General features: G+C 38.5%; 12 protein-coding genes. All 12 read right to left on the bottom strand.

What is annotated here, in order from left to right; genetic code table 11:
• Window positions 1-20 precede the first annotated feature (20 nt).
• Window positions 21-1,163 carry an O-antigen ligase family protein gene (locus RIN49_RS14315; RefSeq protein WP_309120842.1) on the bottom strand — a complete coding sequence of 381 codons (1,143 nt, stop codon included), beginning with the start codon at window positions 1,161-1,163 and terminating at the stop codon, window positions 21-23.
• Window positions 1,164-1,227: 64 nt separating this feature from the next.
• The gene (locus tag RIN49_RS14320) at window positions 1,228-2,139 is read right to left on the bottom strand and encodes a glycosyltransferase family 2 protein (protein WP_309120843.1); all 912 of its coding nucleotides are present in this window, start codon (window positions 2,137-2,139) and stop codon (window positions 1,228-1,230) included.
• Window positions 2,140-2,152: 13 nt separating this feature from the next.
• Window positions 2,153-3,256 carry a glycosyltransferase gene (locus tag RIN49_RS14325; protein WP_309120844.1) on the bottom strand — a complete coding sequence of 368 codons (1,104 nt, stop codon included), beginning with the start codon at window positions 3,254-3,256 and terminating at the stop codon, window positions 2,153-2,155.
• Window position 3,257: 1 nt separating this feature from the next.
• Window positions 3,258-3,863 carry a CatB-related O-acetyltransferase gene (locus RIN49_RS14330; protein WP_309120845.1) on the bottom strand — a complete coding sequence of 202 codons (606 nt, stop codon included), beginning with the start codon at window positions 3,861-3,863 and terminating at the stop codon, window positions 3,258-3,260.
• Window positions 3,851-5,176 carry a nucleotide sugar dehydrogenase gene (locus tag RIN49_RS14335; protein WP_309120846.1) on the bottom strand — a complete coding sequence of 442 codons (1,326 nt, stop codon included), beginning with the start codon at window positions 5,174-5,176 and terminating at the stop codon, window positions 3,851-3,853. The genes RIN49_RS14330 and RIN49_RS14335 overlap by 13 nt, the downstream gene beginning before the upstream one ends.
• On the bottom strand, window positions 5,166-6,434 hold the full coding sequence (locus RIN49_RS14340; RefSeq protein ID WP_309120847.1) for a glycosyltransferase family 4 protein: 1,269 nt from the start codon (window positions 6,432-6,434) through the stop codon (window positions 5,166-5,168). The genes RIN49_RS14335 and RIN49_RS14340 overlap by 11 nt, the downstream gene beginning before the upstream one ends.
• 40 nt (window positions 6,435-6,474) lie before the next feature.
• Entirely contained in the window at window positions 6,475-7,656 is a 1,182-nt protein-coding gene (locus RIN49_RS14345; RefSeq protein WP_309120848.1) for an ATP-grasp domain-containing protein, read from the bottom strand.
• Window positions 7,657-7,665: 9 nt separating this feature from the next.
• Window positions 7,666-8,208, bottom strand: a complete 543-nt coding sequence (locus RIN49_RS14350; protein ID WP_309120849.1) for a GNAT family N-acetyltransferase — start codon at window positions 8,206-8,208, stop codon at window positions 7,666-7,668.
• Window positions 8,209-8,247: 39 nt separating this feature from the next.
• Window positions 8,248-8,832 carry a sugar transferase gene (locus RIN49_RS14355; RefSeq protein ID WP_375295253.1) on the bottom strand — a complete coding sequence of 195 codons (585 nt, stop codon included), beginning with the start codon at window positions 8,830-8,832 and terminating at the stop codon, window positions 8,248-8,250.
• Between the two features lie 284 nt (window positions 8,833-9,116).
• The gene (locus RIN49_RS14360) at window positions 9,117-10,343 is read right to left on the bottom strand and encodes a DegT/DnrJ/EryC1/StrS family aminotransferase (RefSeq protein WP_309120851.1); all 1,227 of its coding nucleotides are present in this window, start codon (window positions 10,341-10,343) and stop codon (window positions 9,117-9,119) included.
• A gap of 49 nt (window positions 10,344-10,392) precedes the next feature.
• The gene (galU, locus tag RIN49_RS14365; RefSeq protein ID WP_309120852.1) at window positions 10,393-11,286 is read right to left on the bottom strand and encodes a UTP--glucose-1-phosphate uridylyltransferase GalU; all 894 of its coding nucleotides are present in this window, start codon (window positions 11,284-11,286) and stop codon (window positions 10,393-10,395) included.
• A gap of 15 nt (window positions 11,287-11,301) precedes the next feature.
• Window positions 11,302-13,128 (bottom strand): polysaccharide biosynthesis protein, encoded by a 1,827-nt coding sequence (locus tag RIN49_RS14370; RefSeq protein ID WP_309120858.1) that lies wholly within the window; start codon window positions 13,126-13,128, stop codon window positions 11,302-11,304.
• Window positions 13,129-13,822 lie beyond the last annotated feature (694 nt).

Here is a 13,822-nt window from a genome sequence, read left to right on the forward strand (position 1 = left end):
ATTATCGCTCCATGTCAATATTAAGGACCTTTATCATTTAGTGCATTATTAGTACCGAGACCAAGAACAAACCAAAAGATCGATGCTAACGCCATATTTGTTTGGTATAAACAAACACTTGTAATACCCATTACCATTAATGAGGATAAAAATGCAATATTAAACCTCGAATACTTAGAACTCTTATACTTGTAGTGAATAGCCCAAATCATAAAAATAATTGTAACGAATATTACTAGTCCAACAATTCCACTCTGGGCATAAATCTCCAAATACTGGTTGTGAGCTGACAGATTTAAGTTATTTAACATTTGGCTTGTTATATCGGAACCCAGCCCAAACATCCTGTCATCTTTAACATTCTCTAATATATTTGCCCAAATTACCTGCCTACCAGAGAAAAAGTTCTCGCCAGTGTATTGATTAAACTTAATATTTAGATCCAAGAAAAACGGGTTATAAATTAACGAAGGATATAAAACAGATGTTGTATAGGCCACAAATAATAATCCTGAAAATAAAGCAACATACGTAAGTTTATTTTTTGTAAATCTACCCCAATTTTTATAGATTAACACAAATATTACCAATGATATTAAATGTGTCCTTCCCCCACCCAAAATAACCAATGGTAAAAACAAAATAATGTAAATGAATTTAATTTTCTTATGTATATACATTAGGAAGTTCATTGCAACAAAAGCGAACGAAACATCGGATAGTAGCGCCACGTTTTGAATGTAACTAGGACTAAACAAAGAAAAGTATAAAAGCGCTAATACTGAAAAATTAAGAAGTTTGTATATATCAACTTTAATAATTGAAAGATTATACAGAAAAGTAGTGTTTAAGTAAAGGCATATCAAGCCAACCAATTGAAAAACTCTTATAAATAACCTTGTATAATCTGGATAGCTGGAGATTCCAATAATTTGAAAAAAAACATAAACCATTGTTAACCCCAACAATATTAAGAAAATGATATCTATTTTTATTTTCTTAAAAAGAGTGGTAATTACCAAACCTATGTTAATAACTAAGAGAATTGTAATGGATGCTTGGGAGATTAGATGATATCCCAACGCAGATGAAAAATTTATGACCAGTAATGATAAAATAATATTAAATATTACTGTGTTCTGTGCCATGCCTTTGATTGTCATTATAATAGTTTCCTTTTGCCAATTTTAAAAACTCAACTCATTCACGATCTTATTACATCTCCCTTTATTCAAAGAGCTCCAAACTCTTTTGAATAAAAACCTTGCCAAATTTCCTGTACTCTCTTTTAATAATTCCATTTGAAATAAATGGAATTAAATTCAAGAATAAAATAAAAGATAACTGAATCTTATTTATACCTTTGTACCTTCTAAGCATATACATAGAACTATAGTATCGGTGTAATCTTGAAAATGCACTAATTTGTTTACCTATTGAAACTGAACATTTATGTAAAACAACGGCTTGGGGTAGTACACATGTTTTTAATCCTTTCATTAATGCTTTATGTGAAATAATTGATTCTTCGAAATACAAAAAGACGTTTTCATCTAATAACCCACATTTTTCGAAATATTCTTTGCTTAGTGCTATGCAGCAACCAGCAACAAATCCATCAAAAACTAATTCAGTATCATATTTGTAATTCTTGAAATAAGTTTCTTGCATTATTCCTTTAAAATCAAAATAAAGAAAGGGCTTTTTACCAAGAATATAGTTTTTGAAAGTATAATTCATCCTAGGCGAACTTTGTATATTATTGTTTGGCAACACTACCTTCGGGCCTAATATCCCCACATGCTTATTGTTGATTAAATATGTATACATAAGATCAATTGAATTACTGTAATATATTACATCGCTGTTAGATAATAAGATTACCTCCATACCATCAGAAAGCGCCCTCTTAATTCCCAGGTTGTTTCCTGCAGAATAGCCATTGTTGTATTGAGCTTGCATTAATACAATATCCTTGGATGAGTGGTACTTAGCATGCAATTGAGTATAAGAATCATCGGGTGAATTATTATCAACAAGATAAATCTTATATTCACAATTTGTACTTTTCCTAATCGAATCTACACATTCTACTGTTTCCTTCCAAGTTCTATAATTAAGTATTACAATACCTATCATCCTTTTACACCCTTTAGTCTTTTAAGTTATCATAAATTTGTATCATAGAATTAACATTCTTTTCCCAATTGTAATGTTCGAGTACTCTTTTCCTGCCTTCCAAGCCAAACTTACTTCTTAATTCTCTGTCCATAACTAACCTTCTTAATGCACGAGCTATGTCATCTGGGTTCCTTCTTCGCACTATGAAACCTGTAATATTGTTTTTCACAACTTCCTTAAATCCATCAACATCTGTAACTACAACAGGTAGCTCCATCGACATAGCTTCAACCACAGCTACACCAAAACTTTCGCTGTCAAGAACACTTGTTGCACAAAAGATATCCATTTCCTCTAACGCTTCCGGTACTTTATTGTTTGGGATTTTGCCCATAAATTTTATCGTTGCCTCAAGTTTACTCTCAATTGTTTGTCTTAACAGTTCATCCTTTTGTTCCCCGTCACCATAAATCCTAACTTTGATCCTATTTGATATTTCATGCATATTATCTTTAAGTAAATCGTCTTTCAAAATCTTAATTGCCCTGACCAAGTCATCAATTCCATATTTCGGCGAGAGAGTCTTTATATTTCCAATGATAATGTCATCCTTATCCAATAGAGGTTTGCTTCGAGAGAATCTTTTTATGTCTACACCAAATGGTACAACATTAACATTAAGCTCTTTCGGTAAGATTAATTTCCGGGTTACATCTGCCATACAATGACTGGTAGAGGTGAGTTTATCTGCAAACAACAAATTCCTTTTTATAATTTTCATATTTAAAGGACTCTGGTTGGGAAAATCGTAAACATCACTCCCCCAGACTGATAGCACTAACGGTTTAAGTCTTGCGACTCGTGCTAAAGTCCCAAAGCCACTTGCATAGTGCGCGTTTACGATATCCGGTTTGACTCTGCTTAAAAGTTTAGATAATGCAATCGCATTTAGATAATATGCAATTGGACCACTCCACTTAAGCTTATGTTGTGTAATCTTCTCACTAACATTGTCTGTATTCGGCTCTTGACCAGAATTGTAAACTAAATGCACTTCATGACCTTTTTCAGCCAAAGCATTAACCCAACGCACAGTATGGATGCTGTTACCTGCGCCTAAGAACATTACTCTCATTTCATTTATCCCTTTTCAAGTTTAATTGATTTTCTAATAATTTTAAAATTTGTTTTGCCTCTTTCAAATTGTGCTCAAACCACCGACTTTCCTTAATCACACTAATAACATCATCATCAAATCTGTAGTTTATCACTCGAGCAGGAACACCTACCGCAATTCCATATTCAGGAATATTTTTCGTAACAACAGCATTGGCACCGATAATAGCACCATCACCTATTTTTACGCCTTGGAGTATGACTACATTTGCTCCACACCAAACATCGCTCCCAATAATAGAAGGTGTTGAATTCAGAGAGTGACCAATCAACTGTTTGCTAATTTTTTGGAAAGTCGTTAAATAACTCTTACTGTGTTCTGCCTGGCCTATTTTTACACCAGGCCCGATCGAACAGTAATTTCCAACTACAGCATTGTTTATCATAGAATAAGGACCGAAATAATTATTATTTCCAATCACAGCACCTTCTGAGATAAAAACCCCAGTTGTGAACTTGTTCCCCTTGCCAATTTTTCCGTAAATACCTTTTTTTCCTACTGCTATCCTATTAATTCTATTAAAACCCTTTTTGAACAACTTTATAAACTTCATTACAGACTCCAATAACTATAACCTCTTTCGTTGATCTCATCCCTTGAAACAATTCCTTTAACGTCAATAATTATTTTTTCATTGTAACCGTAGTTTCCAAACATTTTGTCTATCCTATCCCAGCTCATTTGTTTAAATATATCGTGCCCAACTGCAAAAACAACGCAATCAGCTCCAGTTACGGAATCAATATCGGTCAGTTCTATACTATACTCATTAAATGTATCGGCAACATTAGCCAAAGGATCCACCACAATCGGCTTAATCCCATATTCACCTAATCTTGAAATAATATCCACGACCTTGGAATTCCTTATATCCGAACAGTTTTCTTTAAAGGTTATACCGAGGATAACAACTTTAGATTGTTTAACCAGCTTATTTCCAATAACTAGTTGTTTAATAATTGCATCTGCAATAAACGCTCCCATACCATCATTAATTTTACGACCTGCAAGTATTATTTGGCTGTGGTAACCTAATTTTTCTGCTTCATAAATAAAATAGTATGGGTCTACCCCTATACAATGTCCTCCGACTAACCCAGGATAAAAGTTAAGCGCATTCCATTTAGTGTTCATAGCTTCTACAACTGACTTTGTATCAATCCCCATACGGTCGAAAACCATTGCAAGTTCGTTCATAAAAGCAATATTAATATCACGTTGACTGTTTTCTACAACTTTTGCAGCTTCCGCTACTTTAATGGAGCTTGCCTTATGCACACCGGCTTTTATTATAAGTTCATATACTTTAGCTATTTCCTCCATACATTCTTCATCTATCCCAGAAACAATTTTAACAATATTATCCAATCTGTGTACCTTATCACCTGGATTTATACGTTCCGGGGAATAACCAACTTTAAAATCAACTCCACACCTTAAACCGGATTCTTCCTCCAAAATTGGTATGCAGATATCTTCTGTAACCCCTGGATAGACAGTTGATTCATAAACAACAACTGAACCTACTGATAAGTTCCGTCCTACTATTCTGCTAGCCCCTTCTACAGGTGAAAGATCTGGGGTTTTATCCAGATTAATTGGAGTTGGGACTGCGACAATGTGAAACCTTGACTCTTTCAGTCGCGATTCTTCCGCTGTAAACTCAACTTTAGTACCTTTGATCCCCTCGTTTCCCACCTCGTTTGTTGGGTCAATGCCTGATTTATAAAGTTCAATTTTCTTTTTGTTTAAGTCAAATCCAATTACATCAACTTTCTCGGCAAATGCAACTGCTAAAGGCATTCCAACATAGCCAAGACCAATGACAGACAATTTTGTTTCTTTTCTCACTAACGAATCTAATATTTCAAATTTCATTATATTCACCTATTTTGGACTTTGATTTCAATGCTACTTTCTCCAAATATTTAGCAAAATCCGGGTAAACCTTGTCTGAGTTAAATTTCTCCTCATACAATTTATATGCATTAACCGACATTGACTTCAAGAGATCATTATCAAAATATAGGCTCTTAATTATCTTTGCCAATTCCTCTGAATCCTTATAAATATCCCCACATTTATAATCCCTCACTAAATCTTCCATGATACCACCTACTCCAAGAATAACAGGAAGACCCGCAGATAGATATTCACCAAACTTATTTGGTGTATTATTCGTAAAATTAATACTGTTTCTATAAGGAGCTATGCCTATTGATGTAGCAGATAACAAAGAATGGATTTCACTTTCCTCGATCCAGCCTGTCAAGATAATATTATCTAAATGTTTAGATTCATTTTTGAAACTTTGGAGAGTCTCACCACTTCCACATAGCACAAACTTTATATCTTGGTACTCCTTTAGTTTCTCTGCCGCTTCAATTATTGGATTTAATACAAATTGCTTCCCAAAATTACCTACAAAGGTCACTATAAAATCACTTTGTTTCAAACCATAGTGACCCCAATTTTCCTTAAAACTTGGCATTTGATTTGTTAAATCACGCGGCTTATATGATGTAAAAAAAACCTCATCGAACTGCCTCTTTTTTAAGCCTGCCACATTGAGACCATATTCCAAAAAATTAGGTGTGACACCAATTATCGCCGTTGCTCTTCTAATTATTGATTTCAGTCGTTTTTTACACATCCAGATATATGGTCTAATTATACCCTTTCCCCACTTCGGGATAACTTCACTGAAGATTTCAGGCCAAAGATCCCTAATATCAACAATAACTGGGATTTTATTTTGCTCACCATAATTAACTACAACCTTACTCAGTTCAAGAGGTGCCAAGGTTACAAGTATAATATCCGGTTTGTTGTAATCAATAGTCTTTATATTAAACTTTCGAGCCAATGTTCTGTGATGATTAATACGTTGAACGGATACATTATTTTTATATCCTTTAGTTTTAATCAAATGAATAGTAAAATTATCCTTAATAAGAATTTCTGTATCGTTGTTGCAACGCTGCTCCTTCTTGTAATGGTGAAAAGAAGAACTAAACCAATGGACCTCATGTCCCATTTGATACAGAATAGTAGACAACATACCCATTCTTCTCAATCTTACATTTTGACCATCTGTTGGTAGCGGCTCCCCATCTGAGACGATCCATATATTCAAGACAATTGCCTCCTACCAAGTAGTTTTTATTTGTCTTACTTTATGTAACTATGAATTTAATTGAGCTTGCTACTTCCTCACACAGAGCAACCGCTTCCCGAGGTGAAGTTGCCCTTGAGATAATATAACCGACCCTATCAGTGCTGCTTCGTATTTTTGTTACACTCTCGCCAATACCTTTTGTTATCCTAATCTCTTCTACTCCTTCGATATCCTCTGTTACTGTTAAATATTCTATAGACTTTAGGATGCCTTCTGGTGCATTAAAATATCTAATAGCTGCACCCATTTGATATTTTTGAAAAATCTCAATCTTCTCTCCTAAAGCCAATCTTATAGTGCATTCAACCATATCTATACCAGTGGCTAAAGGAACCAGATGAGTTGTAATATTATCCCCCCCAAGCCTTGCACCTAGTTCAACGATCTTGGGGCCATCTTCAGTTATGATAATTTCTGTATGCGAGGGACCAACATTGATTCCTATAGCTTTTATTGCTGAAATTGCGAGATTCTTAATTTCATTTATTACTTTATCCGGAAGCTGTGATGGGATAGAATGACCCATCTCTGTAAAATGAGGGGCCCCCGTTGTAAGTTTATCGGTTATTGAAATTACATGCGTCTCATCGTCGACTGTTAGAGTCTCTACACTAACTTCAGGCCCCATCATATACTCTTCTACAAGGATGCTACCTGATCTCGAGTGGGCCTTGGCATGCCTAAATGCATCATCACTTTTATCCATCTTATTCACTAAGTAGATTCCTCTACTTCCTGAATTATCTGCTGGTTTAACGATATAATCCCCCGAAAAGTTATTTGTAACTAATTTATACTCCTCTAAACTGGATATTACATAAAACCTGGGTATAGGAATATTATGGCTCATAAGTGTTTTACGCATTTCGCCTTTATCGGTCGCTTTTAATGCTGTTTCAGGAGAAATAGTAACTAATCCGCACCTTTCTCCTATTGCGGCAACAGTTCTAATTGGCATATCGCTAGCTATTGTTATAACAGCATCCGGCTTAATCTCCTCTGCGACTTTCACTGCATTTTGAATATCATTAGTACTTAATTGAATAGATTCATCGGATATCTTAAACCCAGGTGCCTCGGGATTCATGTCTAATGCGATCACATGTAGTCCCAATTCTTTTGCTTTAATTATTGCTGGTACTTGTAAAATGCCAGCACCAATTATCATTATTTTTTTCATGATGGTTCCTCATTCTCCCTCAGATATACCTCTATCATTGAGAATAGCCATAATTATCTTGTCGTGATATTTTCCACCTTTGTAAAGACTTTCTTTCAGAACCCCCTCAGTTACGAAACCCACTTTTTTATATGAAGCAATAGCCCTTGTATTATAAGAGAAAACAACTAAAGATATCCTATGTAAATTTAATTCCTCAAACGCAAACCGCACCAATGTTTTGATTGCGTCAGTTCCGAACCCCTTACCACAGTACTGTTCGTCGCCAATATAGGTAAATAACTCAGTACTTTTATTAAATAAATCAGTGTTACTCAATCCAATAACACCAATTAAGTTACCTGATTTTCTTTCCTCAATACCAAATAATTTATTTACTTTTTCGTTCAACTTTTTTTCAAACCATTCTTCATGTTCAATTTCTGATATAGGAAAAACCGTTCCTGTCCAATATTTCAAACTTGGATTGTTTACCCATTCAAGAATCTGTTTTGACTCTATACGTTTAAGTGCCCTTAAATTAATCAAGTCACCAATTATCAATGCTACCATCCCTCCAACAAATTCAAATAAATAAACTACTCTTTAGGTTTACGAATTTATATTTTTACTTGTCAGCACATTTTTTACTGTTAAGATAAGTATTTTTATATCTAGATAAAGAGAAATGTTATTTACATAAAATATATCATTTTTAAACTTCTCACTTTGTTTTACCGCATTCCTATAATAAGCTTGACTATATCCCGTAATTCCTGGTCTAACCTCTAATTTGCGCAAATCATCATCCGTATAATAATCTAAGGCTTCCGGTGTGTCTGGTCTCGGACCTACGAAACTCATATCTCCAAATAATACATTAAGAATTTGTGGAAGTTCATCTAGACTTGTTTTTCTTATTAACTTTCCAACTTTGGTTAACCTTGGGTCTTTATCTGAATTATAAGTTGACCCATCTTCATTCCTTATGTCTGGGGAGTTTACTTTCATTGATCTTAATTTATACATTTTAAATACTTTTTTGTTTTTCCCTAATCTCTTAGCAAAATAAAAAACAGGACCTCTATCTTCAAATTTAATTAAAAGTCCGCATATTGTTAATACAGGTACTATTAATGGTAAAAGAAGCAAAGATATAATAATATCAAATTGTCTTTTAAAATACAGACTATACAACATGGGGTCTCTCCTAAAATATTCTACGTAAGTCCAATGATGCAAAACCTCTGAGTCGTGCATGTTCCGGCCTTCGTTGGACATGCGTAGTTTCCAAAATAATAGATAATACTCGCTGCTTGCAGATGCTCCATCTATCGTCGGCATATCTCATATTCCAGAGAGCCATTCTTCCTGCTTGTTCTTTAATAAGTCCTTCCATACATCTTTTCAAGAAAATGAGAGAACATATTCCAATAAATATCGCTATGATGCATGAAAAGAAAAGTACACCTCATATTCACTTACTTCATTCTACGCGGTAAAATGATGTCTATTAATGAGTTTACAATATACTCGACATCTTCATCATTTAACAAAGTATGAAGTGGGAGTGTTATCTCATTGCAATACATATTATAAGCATTAGGAAAATCCTTAATATTAAAGCCCAATTCCTTATAAGCACTAAACATTGGTAGCGGTTTGTAATGAACATTGCAACTTATTCCTCGTAAAGCCATTTTTAATATTATTTCATTTCTTTCAGACTCGTTAATACCAGGTATTCTTAGAAGATAGAGGTGTCCGGAAGAATTGGAACCTTCATGATAATGTTGCAAACTGTTAAGGCCTAATGGGGATAATGCACAATCGTATTTTATGATAATTTCCTTTCGCTTTCTCAGTATACCTTCGTATTTTTCTAATTGAACTAGGCCTATACTTGCCATAATATCAGTCATATTACATTTATAACCAGGATAGACGATGTCATATTCCCAAGCACCTTTTTGAGTCTTTGCCAAAGCATCCTTAGACTGCCCATGTAAACTCAGCAACATATATTGTTGATATAACCAATCATCGTCTAACCCGCAGTCGTTACGCCAAACAACCGCTCCACCTTCTGCTGTTGTTAAGTTTTTAACCGCGTGAAATGAAAAACAGGTAAAGTCACCAACTTGGCCGCATTTTTTGCCATTCCTTTCAGCACCAAAGGCATGCGCGGCATCAGTTAAAATTATGATTCTATTGAACAATTCCTGAATTTCATTCTTTGCCTTGAACAATTTTCTTTTTCTATTTACTATTTCATAAATAGTTTCGTAATCACACATCCTACCCCCAAGATCGACAGGGATAATGGCCTTTGTCCTTTCTGTTATCACACTCGAAAGCATTGTGTAATCCATTTCAAATGAATCCATTGCCGTATCAACTAGTACGATTTTTGCACCAACATGATTTATTACAGATGCTGTCGCGGTATATGTATAAGCTGTTGTAATCACCTCATCTCCAGGTCCTATTCCTAATATTCTCAATGTCAGCTCCATTGCTGCTGTTGCGGAATTCAAGCAAACAGCTTTATTCGTTCCAACGAAATCAGCTATCTTGCCCTCGAATTCCTTTGTCTTGGGTCCAGTTGTTATCCAACCAGATTTCAGTGTTTTAACTACTTCCTCGATCTCTACATTCGTAATATCAGGGGGTGAAAAATGTATGTTTCTTCGTTTGATGTCAATCATTGTTTTTCCCTCGCAGTATAGGTTATTAATAATTTGATTTTAAATTTAGTTATAAAAAGTTAACTTTCTGCATCATTTCACCATTAATTAATTCCCTTAGATAATCCAACAAGTCCTCTTTTAACTCCTCGCGCTGCAGCGCAAACTCTAGCGTCGTCTTAATAAACCCAAGCTTCTCGCCCACATCGTATCGAATGCCTTCGAAGTCGTACGCGTACACCGCTTCGCTACGATTCAGTGCCGCAATTGCATCCGTCAACTGGATCTCCCCGCCGGCGCCAGGTGTTTGATTGTCAAGAATTTCAAAAATTTTCGGGGTTAAAATGTAACGCCCCATGATCGCGAGATCGGATGGGGCATCTTCCTTCTTCGGCTTCTCTACTAGGTTCGTAACGCTGAACAGACGGTCGTGGATTTCCTTCCCGTCCACAATGCCGTATCTGGAAACCTCGTCGATCGGGACGCGCTGCACCCCGATGACGGATGCCCGGTATCGTTCGTATTGTTCGATCATTTGCTTGAGGCACGGCTTATCGGCTTTCACGATGTCGTCGCCAAGCAGAACGGCGAATGGCTCGTCCCCGACGAATTTGCGAGCGCACCACACTGCATGGCCAAGGCCTCTTGCTTCTTTCTGTCGGATATAATGTATATCGACCATTTTGGAGGATTTCTGAACCTCGTTGAGCAGGTCGATTTTTCCTTTTTCCAACAAGTTCTGTTCCAGCTCGAAGGAGTTGTCGAAGTGGTCCTCGATCGCCCGCTTCCCCTTGCCGGTGACGATGATGATGTCTTCGATCCCGGATTCGACGGCTTCTTCGACGATATATTGGATGGTCGGCTTGTCGACGATCGGCAGCATCTCCTTCGGCATCGCCTTCGTCGCCGGCAGAAACCTCGTGCCCAGCCCTGCCGCTGGAATAATCGCTTTCCGTACTTTCATTTCTCTTTCTCTCCCTTATCGGACCATGGCCATCTTCTTGACGACTCGGTTATTCGCTAGATCTAACAACTTCTCGCGCAGCTGCTCGCGATCCAGATTCGGATGATTGATGAGCTCATGGATTTCTTCCATATATAAGGCTGCGGTTTTCCCGATGTAGATTTTCGGGTAAACTTGCCGTTCTTGCACTTCGTTGTCGTTGAGCAGCTCTTCGAACAGCTTCTCTCCCGGCCGGATCCCGCTGAAGCGAATGCCGATCTGCTCTTCCGTATACCCGGACAAGCGGATGAGGTTTCGAGCGAGATCTACGATCTTCACCGGTTCGCCCATGTCCAGCACGAATATTTCGCCGCCGCGAGCGAGCGCCCCCGCTTGGAGGACCAAGCGCGATGCCTCCGGAATCGTCATGAAGTAGCGCGTCATCTCCGGATGGGTAACGGTCACCGGCCCGCCCTTCTCGATCTGCTGCTTGAAGAGCGGAATGACGCTGCCTCGACTGCCGAGGACATTGCCGAAGCGGACGGCGACGAATCGAGTCCGGCTTCTACGGCTCAGATCCTGGATGACCATCTCCGCCACCCGCTTCGTCGCCCCCATCACGTTCGTCGGGTTGACGGCCTTGTCGGAGGAGATCATGACGAACGTCTCGACCCCGCAAGCGTCGGCGGCTTCGGCCACGTTCTTCGTGCCGATGACGTTATTCTTCACCGCCTCCTCCGGATTGTGCTCCATGAGGGGGACATGCTTATGCGCGGCCGCGTGGAAGACGACCTTCGGCCGATGGCGCTCCAGCACTTGAAACATCTTGTTCCGGTCTTGAATGTCGGCGATTTCCGTAATGTATTGGATCTCGTTCGGATTATCGTCATGAAGCTCCATGTGGATGGAGTAGATGCTGTTCTCCCCGTGCCCTAAGAGTACCACACTTCGAGGGGTGAATCGGGAAATTTGCCGGCAAATTTCCGAACCGATCGAGCCGCCCGCCCCGGTGACCAAGACGACGCTCCCTGTTATGTATTCCGAGATGGAAGCGATATCGAGCTCCACCGGGTCTCTTCCTAATAAGTCCTCCACTTGAACGTCACGCACGGCACTTAAGCTCACCTTACCGTTCAGAAAGTCCTCGATCATAGGGACGATCTGCGTCTTCGCTTCCGTCTTATTACATTCCGCTACGATGCCATTCAATTCCCGCTTGTTCAACTTAGGAATCGCGATGATGATGTTTTGTACGTCGTGGACTTTCACCGCTTCCTCGATCGTTTGCCTTCCTCCGAGTACCGGGAGCCCCAGCACTTCGAGGTGGTGCTTCGCCGAATCGTCGTCGATGAAGCCGACCGGCCACAACGCTTGCTCCGGGTTGAGCCGGAGCTGCTTCACAACCATCATGCCTGCCGCACCGGCGCCGATGATCAGGGTGCGTTTCTTCTCCGAAGCGTTCACCTTCGGTTTCCCGGTGTAGGAATCCCGGTATAATCTCCATGCGAAGCGTGTACCGCCGATGAGGAGAATATGCATCATCCAAGTAACGGTTAACGTTTGGAACATAACATTTTGCACCGCAACGAGTTGAACGATGGCTGTAAATCCAATCGACAAGGAAACCGCTCTGACGATGGAGACTAATTCCCCGACGCTCGCATATTTCCATACCTGTTGATAGAGTCTAAAAGAATAGGCCAGTGCATGGTGACTTACAAGAAGCGCCGCTGAGCTTAATAGAATGGCGGCGTAGAATGGACTCTTCGCCGGCATCAAGATGAAGTTGCATATGAAGATGGAAGCAAGCACGATGATTGAATCAATCAAAATAAGATAGGCAATTCGCTTGCGGTACGTCAACTTCCATTCCCCCAAGAAACCTCGTACTCGTAATATGTAAATAGTCGAACCTACTGATTGAAAGTTCAGTAATAATTTTACATTATTGAAACTTCGACATCAATTGTCATGTTATTCTACCAAGCGACAGACGACCTGTATACAAATATTAATACTAGGAGACTATTGGTGGGATTACATTTGGGACGCGTAAAATAATGGTAGAATTCGACTCCTAGGTATTGACAAATCCGTAATTACTATTCCAAGAATCCATCCTTTGCTCCTATTACGGTCAAGTAGATCAATAAACATTCAGTCATTTATACCTATGTCCGAAGTAAGGGGTTAGCAAACCTTTGTTAGTATTTTTATTCCAACTACATTTTTTGACAACATTCTCATTTCTTCTCTGCTATAATCGGCTGAAAGAAGAACATTCGGGAGGGTGAACGGAGTGCCTTACTATCATTTCGAGGAGAAATGGACGCCATTACGATTGATCGGGATACGCAAATTCGTCGATGATGAGGGCAGACTCTGGATTAAAGTGTGGGCTTTCAAAAGAAGAAGAATCGGATGAGGACGGGGTGGTCATAGCCCCGTCAAGTAGACAGTAAGAAAAGAGTATATTAAGCGGCGATCGTTTCCCGGTATTCCACTGGGGAGCGGTCGCCGAGTTTTTTCTGGAAACGTTCGTAGTTGTAGTAAGCAA

The organism is Paenibacillus sp. (assembly GCF_031177825.1).
In the GTDB taxonomy this organism is placed as follows: domain Bacteria; phylum Bacillota; class Bacilli; order Paenibacillales; family YIM-B00363; genus Paenibacillus_AE.